Source organism: Geodermatophilus sp. SYSU D01119, assembly GCF_054049975.1.
In genome coordinates, this window is sequence record NZ_JBJGYL010000004.1 from 43336 (window position 1) to 58309 (window position 14974).

Sequence of the window (14974 nt, forward strand, 5' to 3'; positions counted from 1 at the left end):
TCCGGTCCCTCGCGTGAACTTCGGCGTCGTCCTCGTCGTCCTGGGCGGGTTCCTGCTCGGCGGGGCGTGGAGCATCTGGCGGGCCGACCACGACACCAAGGGCCGCACCGGCCCACAGGTGCTGTTCGCCGTCGTGCTCCTGGTGGCCGCCCTGCTGGCCACGGCCTCGGGGATCCTGAGGCTCGTCTGAGCGACGCCGACCGGTTCCTCGGCCTCGTCCTCGGCGACCCGACGGTGGCCGCGGTGCTCGACCGGGCGCCGGCACTCGGCGCGGGGGAGTGGTGGCTCACGGCCGGGCTGCTCTTCCAGACGGCGTGGAACGGGCTCACCGGCCGCCCGCCGGGCACCGGCATCCGCGACGCCGACCTGTCCTACTGGGACGACGACCGCTCCTGGGACGCCGAGGACGCCGTCATCCGCCGCGGCGCGGAGCTCTTCGCCGGCATGGCCGTGCCGGTGGAGATCCGCAACCAGGCGCGGGTGCACCTCTGGTACGCCGACCGCTTCGGCACCGCGCCGCCCGCGCCGTTCCGCGCGTGCACCGACGCCGTCGACGTGTTCGCGGCGCCCTGCTGCGCGGTGGCGGTGACGGTCGAGGACGGCCGGCCGCGGCTGTACGCGCCGTACGGCCTGGACGACGTGCTCGGCCTCGTCGTCCGGCCCAACCCGGCCAGCCCGGCGCCGCGGGAGGTCTACGAGGCCAAGGCGGCCCGCTGGCGGTCGGTGTGGCCGGAGCTCACCGTGCTGCCGTGGGACCGGCGGGAATCCCGGCGGGCGTAGGAGCGCTGCCACGTACCGTGGCTGGCGTGAAGAAGGTGGTCGTCCTCGACTACGGCTCGGGCAACCTGCGGTCGGCGGAGCGGGCGCTGACCCGCGTCGGCGCCGACGTCACCGTCACCGCCGACCGGCAGGCGGCGCTCGACGCCGACGGTCTCGTCGTCCCCGGCGTGGGGGCGTTCGCGCACTGCATGCAGGAGCTGCGCGCCGTCGACGGGCCGCGCACCATCGGCCGCCGGCTGGCCGGCGGGCGCCCGGTGCTCGGCATCTGCGTGGGCATGCAGGTGCTCTTCGAGCGCGGCGTCGAGCACGGGCACGACGCCGAGGGCTGCGGCGAGTGGCCCGGCACCGTCGAGGCCTTGAAGGCGCCGGTGCTGCCGCACATGGGCTGGAACACCGTCGCCGCACCCGAGGGCACGGTCCTGTTCGACGGGATCGCCGACGAGCGCTTCTACTTCGTGCACTCCTACGGCGTGCGCGAGTTCCCCCTCGGCCAGGACGGCCCGCCGTCGCGGCTCGCGCCGCCGAAGGTGACCTGGGCCGAGCACGGCGACCGGTTCGTGGCCGGCGTGGAGAACGGCGCGCTGTCGGCCACCCAGTTCCACCCGGAGAAGAGCGGCGACGCCGGCGCTCAGCTGCTCACCAACTGGCTCGCCACCCTCTGAGGACCGGCCCCGCGAGGGTCCTGTCCACCGGCCCCCTGCAGGGGCCCGCCGCGAGCCTGCGAGCGGTGGGGGGCAGGGGGTCCTCCTACTGGAGGGGCACCGGCGGCTGCAGCCACCACGGCGCGTCGACCACCTCCACCCGCGCCACCCACTTGACCCACCAGTAGCCGCGGCGGCCGGGCGCCACCAGCCGCACCGGCGCCCCGTGCCCCGGCGACAGCCGCTCGCCGGCGCAGTGGGTGGCCAGCAGCAGCGACCCGGCGTCGGCGAGCGGCAGCCGCCGGCGGTAGCCGGTGACGCTGACGACGTCGACGCTGCCGCCGGCGGGCAGGTCGAGCCCGGCCAGCAGCCGGTCCAGGCGCACGCCGCGCCACTCCTGCTCGGCGTACCAGCCACCGGTGCAGTCGAGGACGGCGGTCACGGCGTCGCCGCGGTCGAGGGCGGCGACGCGCAGCGTGGTGGTGCGCCCGCCGGTGACCAGGTCGAGCGTCCGCCCGGCCTCCTCCGGCACGGCGTCGGTGAACCACTGCGTCACCGGCATGGCGGTGGGGTCGCCGCTGCCGCGCTCGTGCGAGCCGGTGGCCCGCCGCCGCGAGCCCGGCGCACCGGTCAGGCGCAGCGCGCCCTCGACCCCCGCCCACAGCGCGAGCGAGCCGGCCGCGAGGCCGCCGGTCTGCAGCAGCGCCCGCCGGGACGCGTCGGTGCGCCGCGGCCGCTGCCGGCTGCCGACGGCGTGCAGCACCACGAGCAGCCCGGTGGCCACGCCGGCGGCGACGTGCACCTGCAGGACGCCGACGCCGCCCACGGTGGTGCCGGCGACGCCGTGCAGCACCCCGGTGCCGACGGTGAGCGCGGTGAGCCCGGCCAGCGCCCAGGCGACCGCCGGGTCCCGGCGCCCCCGCGTGCGGGCGCGGGAGCGGCGCACCACCACGGACTTCCACGGCGCGAGCACCAGCAGGCCGAGGCCCGCGGCGCCGTGCGCGACGGCGACGACGCGGGAGGGCAGCGGCGTCCCCACGCCGAAGGCCAGCAGCCCCGTGACGCCGGCGAGGGCGAGCAGGAGCAGCAGGCCCAGGTTCGTCCGGCGCCCGGCGCGGCGGGGGAGCGATCCGGCGGGCATCCCCGGAGTCTCCCCCTGCCGCCCCTAGGGTGACCCGGTCCCGCACCCGGTCGAGGAGGCCCGTTGCCCGCGTCGCGCCCGTCCGCCCCGGCCCCGGAGCGCCGCGACCGGCTCCGCGGGTCGCTGGCCGCGCTCCTCCTGCTGGCGGCGCTCGCGGCGTGGAGCGTGCTCGCGCTGCAGCCCCCGGACCCCGCGCCGGCCGACGCGCCGGCCGGCGCCTTCAGCGCCGCGCGCGCCGGCGTCACCGTGGAGGAGATCGCCGGCGAGGTGCACCTGACCGGCAGCGACGCGCACGCCCGCGTGGTCGACGGGCTGATCGCGCAGCTGTCCGCGCTGGGGCTCGACACCCGGGTGCAGAACGCCGTCGGCACCGGCCAGGCCGGGCCCGGCGAGACCGAGATGGCCCGGGTGCGCAACGTCGTCGCCGTGCTGCCCGGCACCGCGAGCACCGGGCGGCTGTTCCTGATGGCGCACACCGACTCGGTGGAGACCGGGCCCGGGGCCGCCGACGACGCGGCCGGCGTCGCCACGCTGCTGGAGGCGGTGCGGGCGCTGACGGCGGGCGAGCCGCTGCGCAACGACGTCGTGGTGGTGCTGACCGACGCCGAGGAGGCCTGCCTGTGCGGCGCCGAGGCGTTCGCCGCGAGCCACCCGCTGGCCGCGCGGGGCGGGGTGGTGCTCAACCTCGAGGCCCGCGGCACGTCGGGCCCGCCGATCGCGTTCGAGACCTCGCGGGGCAACGCCGCGCTGGCCGAGCGCTACGCCGCGGCCGTCCCGCACCCGGTGGCCAGCAGCTTCGCCGTCGAGGTCTACCGGACGATGCCCAACGACACCGACTTCAGCGTGCTGCTCGCCGACGGCGACTTCACCGGGGTCAACACCGCCTTCATCGACGGCAGCGCGGCCTACCACACCCCGCAGGACACGCCCTCGCGGCTGGACCGCCGGACGCTGCAGGCACTCGGCGACAACACCCTCGCCCTGGCCCGCGAGCTGGGTGACGCCGACCTCGCGGCCCTGGCCCGGCCGGCCGGCGGCGACGCCACCTGGTTCCCGCTCCCGACGGGGCTCGCGCGCTACCCCGGGTCGCTGGTGGAGCCGCTGGCCGCGGCGGCGCTGCTCGGCGTCGTGGTGCTGGCGGTCGTGGACCGGCGCCGCGGGTCGTCGCTGCCGCGGACGCTGCTCGGCACGGTGGCCGCGCTGGTGCCGCTCGTGCTGGCGCCGCTGGCGGTGGGCGGGCTGTGGCGGCTGCTGGCGCTCGTCCGGCCGGGCTACGCCGTCATGACCGACCCCTGGCGGCCCGGCTGGTTCCGGCTGGCCGCGGTCGCGCTGGTCGCCGTCGTGGTGCTCGCCTGGTACGCGCTGCTGCGCCGCGGGCTGGGGGCCGCGGCGCTGCGGACCGGGGCGCTGGCGGTGCTCGCCGTCCTCGCGGCCGTGCTCGCCGCGCTGGCCCCGGGCGGGTCGTACCTCGCCGCGCTCCCGGCGCTGGCGGGCGTCCTCGCGGGGCTGCTGCCCGGCCGGGCCGCCCCGGTGGGCGGCGTGGTGGCCGGCGGGGTCGCCGTCGTCGTGCTCGCCCCGACGGTCGCCCTGTTCCTCCCCGCCCTCGGGCTGGCCGGCGCGGCCGCCCCGGCGGCGGTCGTGACGCTGCTGCTGCTCGCCCTGCTGCCGGTGCTCGAGGGCCTGTTCCCCGCGGGCCCGGTGCGGCTGCGGACCCTGGCGGTGCCCGCGACCGCGGCCGGTCTCGCGCTGCTGCTGACGGCGGCCGGGCTGGCCGTGGACCGCTTCGACCAGCAGCACCCGGTGCCCAGCCGGCTGGCGTACGCGCTGGAGGCCGACACCGGCGAGGCGTGGTGGTTCAGCACCGAGGAGCGGCCGGGGGAGGAGGCGGCCCGCTACGTCGGCACGCCGCGCACGCTGCCGCACGACTACCCGTACGTGCGCGGCATCCCGGTGGCGGCGGGGCCGGCCGAGGACGCGGGGCTGCCGGCGCCGACGGTCGAGGTGCTCGAGGACCGCCGGACCGGCGACGAGCGGACCGTGACGGTGCGCGTGACGCCGCAGCGGCCGGTCGGCTTCGTCGTCCTGGACCTCGACACCGGCGGCGGCCGGGTCGTCGCGGCGCGCGCGGAGGCCCGGGACGTGCCGGCCGGCGCGGTGGGGGAGGACCGGCTGTGGCTGACCTTCCACGCCCCGCCGCAGCAGGGCCTGGAGGCGACCGTGACCGTGGCGGGCGGCGGGCCGCTGCGGCTGCGCGTGGTCGACGGCAGCACCGGTCTCGGCGGGCTGCCCGGCTTCGAGCCGCGGCCGCCGACCGTGGACACCGCCGGCTCGCACACCGCCGACCTCGTCGTCGTGGGGGCCACCACCGACCTGGGCTGACGCGCTCCCGGCCGGGGCGGCGGATGAGAGTGCTCTCACCGACGTCTCACCGGCCGGTCACCGCCGCGGGCCAGGCTCGGCGCCGTGCGCTCCCGCCTCGTGCCCGCCGTCCTGGCCGGGCTCGCCGTCGTCCTGCTGGCCGGCGGCACCGCGTGGGCGCTGCTCGGCCCGTCCGGCGCGGGAGCGCCGGCGGTGCCCGCCCGCATCGACGTGCCCGCCCGCGAGCCGTCCGGCCCCTCGACCTCCCCGTCCCCGCCGCCGTCGACATCGACGCCGCCGGAGCCCGGACCCTCACCCGGACCCGCCCCGTCGCCCGAACCGGTCCCGCCGCCCGCCACCGACGTCGTCCCCCCGCCGCCGGTCCCCGACGACGACGCGGACGACGGCCCGGGTGACGACGGGGACGACGGCGGCGGCGACGACGTTGACGACGACGGTGACGACTGACCGATGACCCAGGAGCCGACCCCGGCGGCCGGGTGGCGTGCGGCCGCCCGGCGGCGGCTGGCGCCCCGGGCCGCCCGCGTCCGCATCATCGGCTGGGCGCTGCTGCTGGTCCTGCTCGCCCTCGCGCTGGTCACGCTGGTGACCTGGCGGCTGCTGGTGCGCGCCACCGACGAGCGGATGGACGTCGCGCTCGCCGCCGAGGTCGAGGAGTTCGACCGGATCACCGCCTCCGGCATCGACCCCGACACGGGGCAGCCGTTCGCCTCGGTGGCCGACGTGCTGCAGACGGTCATCACCTACAACCTCGCCCGGCCGAACGAGAAGTTCCTCGGCTACGTCGACGGCGCCTACCGCTTCCAGAGCCGCATCGAGGCGCCGGTGCTGCTCAGCGAGGACGCCGCCTTCACCCGGCTCGCCGGCGACGTCCGCGAGCCGACCTCCGGCCGCTACGCCAGCGGCGCCGGCGAGGTCCGCTACCTGGCCGTGCCGGTCACGCTGGAGGGCGACCCGGCGCGCGGGGTCGCGGTCGTCGCCTACTTCGCCGACCAGGAGCGGCAGGCCGCCGACGACACCGCCCGGCTGATGCTCGCCGTCGGCGCGGTCACCGTGCTGCTCGCCGCCGCGGGCGCCTGGGTGGTGGCCGGGCGCGTGCTGGCACCGGTGCGGGCGGTCGCGGCGACCGCCCAGGGCATCACCGAGACCGACCTGTCCGGCCGCATCCCCGTCGAGGGCCGCCCCGACGACGAGCTGACCGGTCTCGCCCGCGCGGTGAACGCCATGCTCGACCGGGTGGAGGGCGGGGTCGCCGCCCAGCGCCGGTTCCTCGACGACGCCGGCCACGAGCTGCGCACGCCGATCACCATCGTCCGCGGCCACCTCGACGTCCTCGACCCCGCCGACCCCGACGACGTCCGCGCCACCGTGGCCCTGGTCGACGACGAGCTCGAGCGGATGAACCGCATGGTCTCCGAGCTGCTGCTGCTCGCCCGCGCCGAGCAGCCGGAGTTCGTCCGCCCCCAGCCGGTCGACGTCGCCGAGCTCACCGCCGAGGTGTTCGGCAAGGTGCAGCGCCTCGGCGAACGGGACTGGCGGCTCGGTGCCGTCGCCCGCGCCGACCTGCTGCTCGACCCGCAGCGGCTCACCCAGGCCGTGGTGGCGCTCGCCGACAACGCCGTCCGCTACACCGGGCCCGGCGACCGGGTGGAGCTCGGCAGCAGGCTCAGTGGCGGCGACCTGCTGGTGTGGGTCGACGACGCGGGCCCGGGCATCGCCCCCGCCGACCAGGAGCGGGTGTTCGAGCGGTTCGCCCGCGGCAGCGCCGGCGCCCGCCGCAGCGACGGCGCGGGGCTCGGCCTGTCGATCGTGCAGGCGATCGCCGCGGCCCACGGCGGCCGCGTGGAGCTGCACAGCCGCCCGGGGGAGGGCGCCACCTTCACGCTGGTCCTGCCCGCGCGCCCCGCCCCACCCGACGCGGACGACGACCCGCTGGACACCGTCGACGACGCCCTGGCGACCCCGACCCTGCTGGACCCCGTACCGACCGAGGGAGGTCCCCGGTGAGCCGGGTGCTGATCGCCGAGGACGAGCCGCGCATCGCCGCGTTCGTCGAGAAGGGCCTGCGCGCCAACGGGTTCGCCACCACCGTGGTCGGCGACGGGCTGTCCGCGCTCGACCGGGCCCGCAGCGGCGAGTTCGACCTCGTCGTCCTCGACATCGGCCTGCCGGTCCTCGACGGGTTCGCGGTGTTGCGCGCGCTGCGGGCCGAGCGCAGCGCGATCCCGGTGGTCGTGCTCACCGCCCGCGACAGCGTCCAGGACACCGTCGCCGGGCTCGAGGGCGGCGCCGACGACTACGTGCCCAAGCCCTTCCGCTTCGAGGAGCTGCTCGCCCGCGTGCGGCTGCGCCTGGCCGGGGCCCGGCAGGGCGAGGTCACCGTGCTCACCGCCGGTGACCTGTCGCTGGACCTGCGCACCCGCCGGGCCAGCGTGGGCGGGCGGACCGTCGACCTCTCGGCCCGCGAGTTCGCCCTCGCCGAGACCTTCCTGCGCCACCCCGGGCAGGTCCTCGCCCGTGAGCAGCTGCTCAGCTCCGTGTGGGGCTACGACTTCGATCCCGGCTCCAACGTCGTCGACGTTTACGTCCGCTACCTGCGCCGCAAGCTCGGCGCCGAGCGCATCGAGACCGTCCGCGGGATGGGCTACCGCCTGGCGGCCTGAGACGGACCGCGGCCCGGGACGGACCGCGGCCGGGGACGCACGGCGGCCCCGGACCCCCTGACCGGGGGCCGGGGCCGCGGTGCGCCCGGGATCAGTCGAGCGGGGTGTCGTCCGCGTCGGGCGTGGCGTCGTCGGGGGTGGCGTCGTCGGGGGTGGCGTCGTCCGGCGTGGCGTCGTCCGGCGTGGCGTCGTCCGGGGTCGCGTCGGGGGTGTCGACGGCGCTCTCGGCCGGGGAGTCGGCGGTCTCCGGCGAGGCGTCGGCCACGGGAGCGGCGGGCGCGGCCGGGGCGGCGTCCGGGGTGTCGTCGGCGCTGTCGTGCGCGGCGACCGACACGGCGGGCGGCTGCGGCGCGGCGGTGCGGTCGTCGTCGGCCGCGGCGACACCGGCGCCGGCGATGCCGAGGCCGGCGAGCGCGGTGCCGAAGGTGACGACCTTCCAGGTGGCGGGGCGAGCGGTCACGGGGTCCTCCTCGGGGGTCGAACTGCTGACACCTCCCACGGTGTCCGCCGCCGGTGAGACCCCCGGGAGCCCTCGATGAGCGCCCGCTCATCGGGATGAGGACGTCCTCACGACCTCCTCGGCGAGCGCCACCCGGGCCCCGGTCGCGTCCGCCCACCCGGCCTGCTGCACGCGGAACGGGCCGGTCGCCAGCCCCACGAGCACGCCGGCCACCCGGGCGGCCAGGTCGCCGTCGAGCCCCACGGTGGCCTCCACCCGCCTCCGGTAGGCCGCCACCGGCGCCGGGTCGGCGGCGATCCGCTCCAGGAGCAGGAGGTGGCCCAGCAGGGTGGCGCGGTCGTCGGCCCGCGCGCCCGGCCCGGCGGTGTCGACGTCGAGCAGCCCCACCACCGCACCGCCGCCGACGAGCAGCTGGGCCTCGTAGAAGTCGCCGTGCACCGGCACCACCGGCTGCGGCTCCACGGCTGCGGCCACCGCGGCGGTCAGCCGGTCCAGGCGCGGGGCCAGGTCCGGGCGGACCATCGCGAGCACCACCGCGTGCCCGCGCAGCCGGGGCAGCGGGTCGGTGGGGTCGCGCCGCCCGGGCGGGGCGAGCGCGGGCAGGGCGTCGAGGAGCGCCTCCAGCGCCGCCGGGGACGGGAGGACGGCGGGGGCGCCGGTGAGCGCCTCGCGCATCGGCGTCCCGGGCAGCGCGGGGAGCACGAGCACGCCGTCGCCGGTCGCGGCGAGCACCGGGGGCACCGGCACGGCGGGGACGAGCGCGTCGTGCCGGGCGGCGAGGCCGGCGGTCGCGGCCGGGCGGACCACCTTGAGGAACCAGCGGCCGGCCGGCGAGGACACCTCCACCACCGCCCGCCGACCCGGCCGGTAGGCGCGCAACCGCAGCCGCGGCGGCCCGGCGTCGATGCCGAGCTCCGCCAGCCGGGCCGCGGTCCCCGCCGCGGAGCACGCCCAGGCCAGTCCGGGCAGCGCCGGGTCCAGCGGCCAGCGCCACAGGCCCACGGTCACCTCCGTCCCGCCGACGTCGCCGGCCAGCACGGCCGCCCCGGCCGGGATCTCCGCCCCGGTGGTCGCGGCGAGGGACTCCCGCGTCGCGCGCCCGTCGGCCCAGTCGACGACGGCGCTCCAGCGCACCGTGGCCGCGGCGTCGGGCCGCAGCGTCACGGTGACCGGCGACAGGGTGCGCAGCCGCCCGCCCAGCGGGCCGAGGACGGCGGCCCACAGCTCCGGCGCGGGCTCGCCGAGCAGCACCTGCAGGGACGGCGGCCACGACGGCGGCACGGGGACGGGGGAGAGCAGGGCGGAGTCCACGCCGCCACGGTCCGGGACCGCGGTGACGGCGGGGTGAGACGGCGATGAGGCCGCTCTCACCCGCGGTTGCGCTCGACCAGCTCCGCCCCGATCGCGGCCAGCTCCGCGCGGACCGCGGCCGGCTCCAGCACCTCCACGGCGCCGGCGAACCCGGCGAGCTGCTCGGCCACCGACCGGGTCGTGTGCGCGGCCACCCGCAGCACCGCGCGGCCGTCGCCGTCCGGGTCGCCGTCCGGGTCGCCCTCGACGGCGCAGTGCCGGCCGAAGCGGTCGCGCAGCACGGGCACCAGCCGGGCGGGCACGCGCACGCGGGCGCCGACGAGCGAGCGGCGGCGCTCCAGCTCGCCGACCACCTCCTCCCACACCCCGGGCAGGTCGAGGCCGGCCGGCCGCGCGAAGACCGCGCCGGTCGGCGTCACCGGTCCCATCCGGTCCACGCGGAAGGTGCGCCGGCCCCGCGCCGTGCCGGCGACGAGGTACCAGGTGCCGTCCTTGTCCACGAGGCCCCACGGCTCCGCCCGCCGCCGGGCCGGGGGACCGCCGCGGCCCGCGTAGTCGAAGGCCACCTCGCGCCGCGCGACGACCGCGTCGAGCAGCGGCGCGAGCTCCGGCCGGTCGCGGGCGCGCTCGCCCCACCCGGCCGGGTCGACGACGACCGCCCCGGCGGCGGCCTCCGCCTCGGCGCGGAAGGTGCCGGGCAGCGCGCGCAGCAGCTTGCGCAGCGCGGCCCGCGTCGCGGGGCCGGCCGACGGCGCGGACCCGGTCGCCGGCCCGAGCAGCAGGAACAGCGCGCGGGCCTCCGGCGCGGTGAGCCCGGTGAGGTCGGTGCGGGCGCCGCCGAGCAGCTGCCACCCGCCGCCGCGGCCGGCCTGCGGGTACACGGGGACGCCGGCCGCCGACAGCGCCTCCAGGTCGCGGCGGGCCGTGGCCACCGACACCTCGAGCTCCGCGGCGAGCGAGGCGGCGGTCACCCGGCCGCGGGCCTGCAGCACCAGCAGGGCGGCGACGAGGCGGTCGGCGCGCATGCCCCGAGGATGCCGCGGAAAGTGCTCAGGAGGTGAGCACGTTGCCCGGCAGTGTGACCGGTGAGCGGGACGCGACGGGCGGCCCGCCGGACGGAGGGACCCTCCCGTGCTCCGAGGCCTGGCCACCGTGACCCTGACCGCCGACGACGTCCCGGCCGCCGTGCGCTGGTACGCCGACCTGCTCGGCGTGCAGCCCTACTTCACGCGGCCGGTGGAGGGACCGCCGGCCTACGTCGAGTTCCGCCTCGGTGACGACGAGGACGAGCTGGGCGTCATGGACGCCCGGTACGCCGCCTGGCCGGTCGGCCGGCCCGCGGGTGTCGTCGTCCACTGGCACGTCGACGACCTGCCCGCCGCCGTCGGGCGGTTCGAGGACCACGGCGGCACCGTGGTGCAGCCGCCCACCGTGCGCGGCGAGGGCTGGGCGACCGCGGTCGTCGCCGACCCGTTCGGCAACCTGCTCGGCCTCATCACCAGCCCGCACTGGGCCGGGGCGCACGCCGGGTGAGGCTCAGCTGCGCAGGTAGGAGGCGCCGTTGACGTCGACGATCGTGCCGGTGCTGAACCGGGCCTCCGGCGAGGCGAGCCACAGCACCGCCGCGGCCACCTCCTCGGGGCGGGCGACCCGGCCGAACGGCGACTGCGCGCGCACGGCGTCGCCGCCGGGGCCGTCGAGCACCTCGCGGGCCATCTCGGTCTGCACGAAGCCGGGCGCCACGGCGGTGACCGAGATGCCCAGCGGCGCGAGCGCCAGCGCCATCGACTGCGCGAACGCGTTCATCCCGGCCTTCGACGCGCCGTAGGCCGGGTTCCGCGGCTCGCCGCGGAAGGCGCCGCGGCTGGACACGTTCACCACGGCGCCCCCGCCGGCGGCGCGCAGGTGCGGCACGGCGCGGAAGGTGGCGTGCGCGGCGCCGAGCAGGTTGACCGCCAGCGTCCGCTCCCACACCTCCTGCCAGTGCGCGAACGACGACTCCAGCGGCGGGGAGGCCACGAAGACGCCGGCGTTGTTCACCAGCACGTCGAGGCCGCCGAGCGCGCCGGCGGCCTCGTCGACCATGGCGCCCACGGCGGCGGCGTCGGCCATGTCGGCCTGCACGAGGACGTGGCCGTCGCCGGGCAGCCCGTCCACCACCTCCTGGGCGCGTTCGCGGGAGCTGCCGAAGTGGACGGCGACCCGGTCGCCCCGCCCGGCGAAGGCGCGGGCGATCGACCGGCCGATGCCGCGGGAACCACCGGTGACGAGGACGGCGCGCGAGGAGGTCACGGCAGGGGAGTCAACCAGCGGCCCCGGTGCACGACCTCGTCCAGCCCCCGACGGCCCCGCCTGAGCGACGGCGAGCGCCGGTCGCCGTCGCCGGGGTAGCCGACCGACACGACGCCGACCGGCCGGTGGGTGCCGGGGACCCCGAACGCGTCGCGGAAGGGGTCCACCCGCTCGGCCGGGATCCCGAACAGGCAGGCGCCGAGCCCCTCGTCGACCGCGGTCAGCAGCACCATCAGCGCGGCCATCCCGGCGTCGACGTCCCAGTAGGGCACCGGCCAGCGGGCCTCGTCGCGGTCGGTCCAGCCCTTGTCCGGCTCGGCGTACCGGTCGAGGTAGGCGTCCTTCGACGACAGCGGCACCACGAGCAGCGGTGCCCGGCGCATCCGGGTGAGCCACGCGTCGGGGGCGCCGTCGGAGGCGGTCACCGACCAGAACAGGTCGCGCTCGGCGGGCGTCTCCAGCACCAGGAACGCCCAGCCCTGGGTGAACCCCGCCGACGGCGCCCGGATCGCGTGCTCGAGCAGCCGCTCGCGGACCTCCGGCGGAACCGGCCGGTCGGGGTCGTAGTCGCGCACCATGCGGCGCCTGCGGACGACGTCGGCGAACTCCACGCACCGCAGCCTGCCGGAGGCGAGGCAGGTCACCCTCGCCCGGTCCCTAGGCTGGTCGCCGTGCCGACCCTGCAGCTGCTCCCCGCCGTCGACGTCGCCGACGGCCAGGCCGTCCGTCTCGTGCAGGGGGAGGCCGGGAGCGAGACCTCCTACGGCGACCCCCTCGACGCCGCGGTGCAGTGGCAGCGCGACGGTGCCGAGTGGGTGCACCTGGTCGACCTCGACGCCGCCTTCGGCCGCGGCAGCAACCGCGAGCTGCTGGCCCGCGTCGTCGGCGAGCTCGACGTCGACGTGGAGCTCTCCGGCGGCATCCGCGACGACGAGTCGCTGGCCGCGGCCCTGGCCACCGGCTGCCGCCGGGTGAACCTCGGCACCGCCGCGCTGGAGTCGCCCGAGTGGTGCGCCCGGGCCATCGCCGAGCACGGCGACCGGATCGCCGTCGGCCTCGACGTCCGCGGCACCCGGCTGGCCGCCCGCGGCTGGACCCGCGAGGGCGGCGAGCTCTACGAGACCCTCGCGCGCCTCGACGCCGAGGGCTGCGCCCGCTACGTGCTCACCGACATCACCAAGGACGGCACGCTGCGCGGCCCCAACCTGGAGCTGCTGCGCGAGGTCTGCGCCGCCACCTCCAGGCCGGTGGTCGCCTCCGGCGGGGTCAGCTCGCTCGACGACATCCGCGCGCTCGCCGGGCTCACCGCCGTCGGCGTCGAGGGCGCCATCGTCGGCAAGGCGCTCTACGCCGGCGCCTTCACGCTGCCCGAGGCCCTCGCCGTCACCCGCGAGGCGTCGGCGTGAGCGTGCGGCGGATCGGCTCGGGCGGGCCCTGGGAGGACGTCGTCGGCTACAGCCGGGTCGTCGTCGCCGGCGACCAGGCGTGGGTGAGCGGCTGCACCGCCACCGTCGACGGCGAGGTCGTGCACCCCGGCGACATGGCCGCGCAGGCCCGGGTGGCGTTCGGCGTGCTGGTCGACGCGCTGGCCGCGGCCGGCTTCGCGCCGGGCGACGTCGTCCGCACCCGCATGTACGTCACCGACACCGGCCGCTGGGAGGAGGTCGGACGCGTGCACGGCGAGGTGTTCGGCGCCGTCCGCCCGGCCACCGCGATGCTCGGCGTGGCCTCCCTGCTGCACCCCGACATGCTCGTCGAGGTCGAGGCCGACGCGGTGAGGCGACCGTGAGCCTCGCCGTGCGGGTGATCCCGTGCCTGGACGTCGACGCCGGCCGGGTGGTCAAGGGCGTCAACTTCGTCGACCTGCGCGACGCCGGCGACCCGGTGGAGATGGCCCGCGTCTACGACGCCGAGGGCGCCGACGAGCTCACCTTCCTCGACATCACCGCCAGCTCCGGCGACCGGGAGACCACCTACGACGTCGTCCGGCGCACCGCGGAGAGCGTCTTCATCCCGCTCACCGTCGGCGGCGGCGTGCGCAGCCCCGACGACGTCGACCGGCTGCTGCGCGCCGGCGCGGACAAGGTGGCGGTGAACACCGCCGCCGTCGCCCGGCCCGAGCTGATCAGCGAGATCGCCGACCGCTTCGGCAACCAGGTGCTCGTGCTCTCCCTCGACGCGCGCCGGGTGCGGGACGGCGCCGTCACCGACTCCGGGTTCGAGATCACCACGCACGGCGGGCGCCGCGGCACCGGCCGCGACGCCGTCGAGTGGGTGGTGCAGGCCGCGGAGCTCGGGGTGGGCGAGGTGCTGCTCAACTCGATGGACGCCGACGGCACCCGCGCCGGGTTCGACACCGAGCTCATCCGCGCGGTCCGCCGGGAGGTCAGCGTGCCGGTGATCGCCAGCGGCGGGGCCGGCGCGGTCGAGCACTTCCCGCCCGCGGTGGAGGCCGGTGCCGACGCGGTGCTCGCGGCCAGCGTCTTCCACTTCGGCACGCTGCGGATCGGCGACGTCAAGGCCGCGCTGGCGGGCGCGGGCGTCCCCGTCCGGCACGAGAAGGACACGCCGCTCACCTGAGGTGCGCGGGGCTCACTCGGCGGGCGCGCCCCCGCGGACGGCGACCCGGGCGACGCCGCGCCGGCCCGTGGCCCACAGCAGGACCTCCAGCGGCTCGCCCTCGACGGTCGTGACGTCAGAGCCCGCGCGGATCCGCTTGCCCGGCCCGGGGACGTCGCTGCGCTGGAGCACCAGCCCGCCGGGGTACCGCGGCGCCATCGCGCGGGCGAACAGCCGCGCCGCGCCCCACAGCCGGTCGGCGTCGGGCAGGGGCAGCGCCCGCGGCTCCCAGCCCGGCTGCGCCCGGCGCACGTCCTCGTGGTGGATGGCGAACTCCGGCCCGTCGACCAGCGCCGCCGTGGGCCACGCGCCCGGCATCCACGCCGGGGCACCGCGCCGGACGCGGGACACCAGCTCCGGGTAGGGCGTCGTCGTCCGGAGCCGCTCCTCCAGCCGGGTGGCGTGCGCGTGCAGCCGGTCGCCGACCGGGGTGCGCTCCAGCGCGTAGCCCGGCAGCGCGTCGGGCCGCCGGTCGCGGGTCACCAGGTGCGCGGCCAGGTGCGCCGTCGTCCACCCCGAGCAGCAGGTGGGGGCGTCGGGGCCGAGCTCGTCGAGCAGGTCGGCCAGGGCGGCGCGCTCCCGGACGGCGAGGGGGCGGGAAGCATCGGTCACCGCGCGGGGTTACCGATCCCGTCGAGCCGGAAAACCCGCAGGCCCCTGTCGGCGGTACCGGTTAGCCTGACTAACG

18 protein-coding genes are annotated in these 14974 nt (G+C 78.1%); 11 read left to right on the top strand and 7 right to left on the bottom strand.

Annotation, left to right across the window (positions count from 1 at the left end):
- The first annotated feature begins 13 nt into the window (after positions 1-13).
- The 3 genes from ACI79X_RS03950 to hisH are packed head-to-tail and all read left to right on the top strand — an operon-like array spanning position 14 to position 1442.
- A complete protein-coding gene (locus ACI79X_RS03950; RefSeq protein WP_457024118.1) occupies positions 14-190 on the top strand; it encodes a hypothetical protein in 177 nt (58 codons plus the stop codon).
- A 53-nt stretch (positions 191-243) separates the two neighbouring features.
- A complete protein-coding gene (locus tag ACI79X_RS03955; protein ID WP_457024119.1) occupies positions 244-780 on the top strand; it encodes a nucleotidyltransferase family protein in 537 nt (178 codons plus the stop codon).
- 26 nt (positions 781-806) lie between these two features.
- Positions 807-1442, top strand: a complete 636-nt coding sequence (hisH, locus tag ACI79X_RS03960) for an imidazole glycerol phosphate synthase subunit HisH (RefSeq protein ID WP_457024120.1) — start codon at positions 807-809, stop codon at positions 1440-1442.
- Between the two features lie 85 nt (positions 1443-1527).
- Here the strand turns inward: hisH and ACI79X_RS03965 are convergent, their stop codons facing one another.
- A complete protein-coding gene (locus ACI79X_RS03965; RefSeq protein ID WP_457024121.1) occupies positions 1528-2562 on the bottom strand; it encodes a molybdopterin-dependent oxidoreductase in 1035 nt (344 codons plus the stop codon).
- A 63-nt stretch (positions 2563-2625) separates the two neighbouring features.
- Between ACI79X_RS03965 and ACI79X_RS03970 the strand changes: the two genes are divergently transcribed.
- The 4 genes from ACI79X_RS03970 (at position 2626) to ACI79X_RS03985 (ending at position 7604) form a co-directional block, all read left to right on the top strand.
- Positions 2626-4941, top strand: a complete 2316-nt coding sequence (locus ACI79X_RS03970; RefSeq protein ID WP_457024122.1) for a M20/M25/M40 family metallo-hydrolase — start codon at positions 2626-2628, stop codon at positions 4939-4941.
- An 84-nt stretch (positions 4942-5025) separates the two neighbouring features.
- A complete protein-coding gene (locus tag ACI79X_RS03975; RefSeq protein WP_457024123.1) occupies positions 5026-5388 on the top strand; it encodes a hypothetical protein in 363 nt (120 codons plus the stop codon).
- 3 nt (positions 5389-5391) lie between these two features.
- Positions 5392-6948 (top strand): sensor histidine kinase, encoded by a 1557-nt coding sequence (locus ACI79X_RS03980; RefSeq protein WP_457024124.1) that lies wholly within the window; start codon positions 5392-5394, stop codon positions 6946-6948.
- Positions 6945-7604: a response regulator transcription factor gene (locus ACI79X_RS03985; RefSeq protein WP_457024125.1), complete on the top strand. Its 660-nt coding sequence runs from the start codon at positions 6945-6947 to the stop codon at positions 7602-7604. The genes ACI79X_RS03980 and ACI79X_RS03985 overlap by 4 nt, the downstream gene beginning before the upstream one ends.
- A 91-nt stretch (positions 7605-7695) precedes the next feature.
- Here the strand turns inward: ACI79X_RS03985 and ACI79X_RS03990 are convergent, their stop codons facing one another.
- From ACI79X_RS03990 to ACI79X_RS04000, 3 genes are all read right to left on the bottom strand, one after another.
- On the bottom strand, positions 7696-8064 hold the full coding sequence (locus tag ACI79X_RS03990; protein WP_457024126.1) for a hypothetical protein: 369 nt from the start codon (positions 8062-8064) through the stop codon (positions 7696-7698).
- 87 nt (positions 8065-8151) lie between these two features.
- A complete protein-coding gene (locus tag ACI79X_RS03995; RefSeq protein WP_457024127.1) occupies positions 8152-9375 on the bottom strand; it encodes a hypothetical protein in 1224 nt (407 codons plus the stop codon).
- A 56-nt stretch (positions 9376-9431) separates the two neighbouring features.
- Entirely contained in the window at positions 9432-10400 is a 969-nt protein-coding gene (locus tag ACI79X_RS04000) for a helix-turn-helix transcriptional regulator (protein ID WP_457024128.1), read from the bottom strand.
- A gap of 106 nt (positions 10401-10506) precedes the next feature.
- Here ACI79X_RS04000 and ACI79X_RS04005 point away from each other — a divergent pair, with 106 nt between their 5' ends.
- On the top strand, positions 10507-10908 hold the full coding sequence (locus tag ACI79X_RS04005) for a VOC family protein (protein WP_457024129.1): 402 nt from the start codon (positions 10507-10509) through the stop codon (positions 10906-10908).
- A 3-nt stretch (positions 10909-10911) separates the two neighbouring features.
- Here the strand turns inward: ACI79X_RS04005 and ACI79X_RS04010 are convergent, their stop codons facing one another.
- Both ACI79X_RS04010 and ACI79X_RS04015 read right to left on the bottom strand, forming a co-directional pair.
- The gene (locus tag ACI79X_RS04010; protein ID WP_457024130.1) at positions 10912-11667 is read right to left on the bottom strand and encodes an SDR family NAD(P)-dependent oxidoreductase; all 756 of its coding nucleotides are present in this window, start codon (positions 11665-11667) and stop codon (positions 10912-10914) included.
- The gene (locus ACI79X_RS04015) at positions 11664-12278 is read right to left on the bottom strand and encodes a nitroreductase family protein (RefSeq protein ID WP_457024131.1); all 615 of its coding nucleotides are present in this window, start codon (positions 12276-12278) and stop codon (positions 11664-11666) included. Before ACI79X_RS04015 ends, ACI79X_RS04010 begins: the two co-directional genes overlap by 4 nt.
- A 60-nt stretch (positions 12279-12338) precedes the next feature.
- Between ACI79X_RS04015 and priA the strand changes: the two genes are divergently transcribed.
- Genes priA through hisF form a run of 3 tightly spaced genes read left to right on the top strand, consistent with a single transcriptional unit; the run spans position 12339 to position 14247 of the window.
- The gene (gene priA / locus ACI79X_RS04020) at positions 12339-13073 is read left to right on the top strand and encodes a bifunctional 1-(5-phosphoribosyl)-5-((5-phosphoribosylamino)methylideneamino)imidazole-4-carboxamide isomerase/phosphoribosylanthranilate isomerase PriA (protein ID WP_457024132.1); all 735 of its coding nucleotides are present in this window, start codon (positions 12339-12341) and stop codon (positions 13071-13073) included.
- The gene (locus ACI79X_RS04025; RefSeq protein ID WP_457024133.1) at positions 13070-13456 is read left to right on the top strand and encodes a RidA family protein; all 387 of its coding nucleotides are present in this window, start codon (positions 13070-13072) and stop codon (positions 13454-13456) included. The genes priA and ACI79X_RS04025 overlap by 4 nt, the downstream gene beginning before the upstream one ends.
- Entirely contained in the window at positions 13453-14247 is a 795-nt protein-coding gene (gene hisF / locus ACI79X_RS04030; RefSeq protein ID WP_457024134.1) for an imidazole glycerol phosphate synthase subunit HisF, read from the top strand. The genes ACI79X_RS04025 and hisF overlap by 4 nt, the downstream gene beginning before the upstream one ends.
- A gap of 12 nt (positions 14248-14259) precedes the next feature.
- On the opposite strand, the gene ACI79X_RS04035 is transcribed toward hisF, so the two are convergent.
- The gene (locus ACI79X_RS04035) at positions 14260-14898 is read right to left on the bottom strand and encodes a TIGR03085 family metal-binding protein (protein WP_457024135.1); all 639 of its coding nucleotides are present in this window, start codon (positions 14896-14898) and stop codon (positions 14260-14262) included.
- Between the last annotated feature and the right edge of the window lie 76 nt (positions 14899-14974).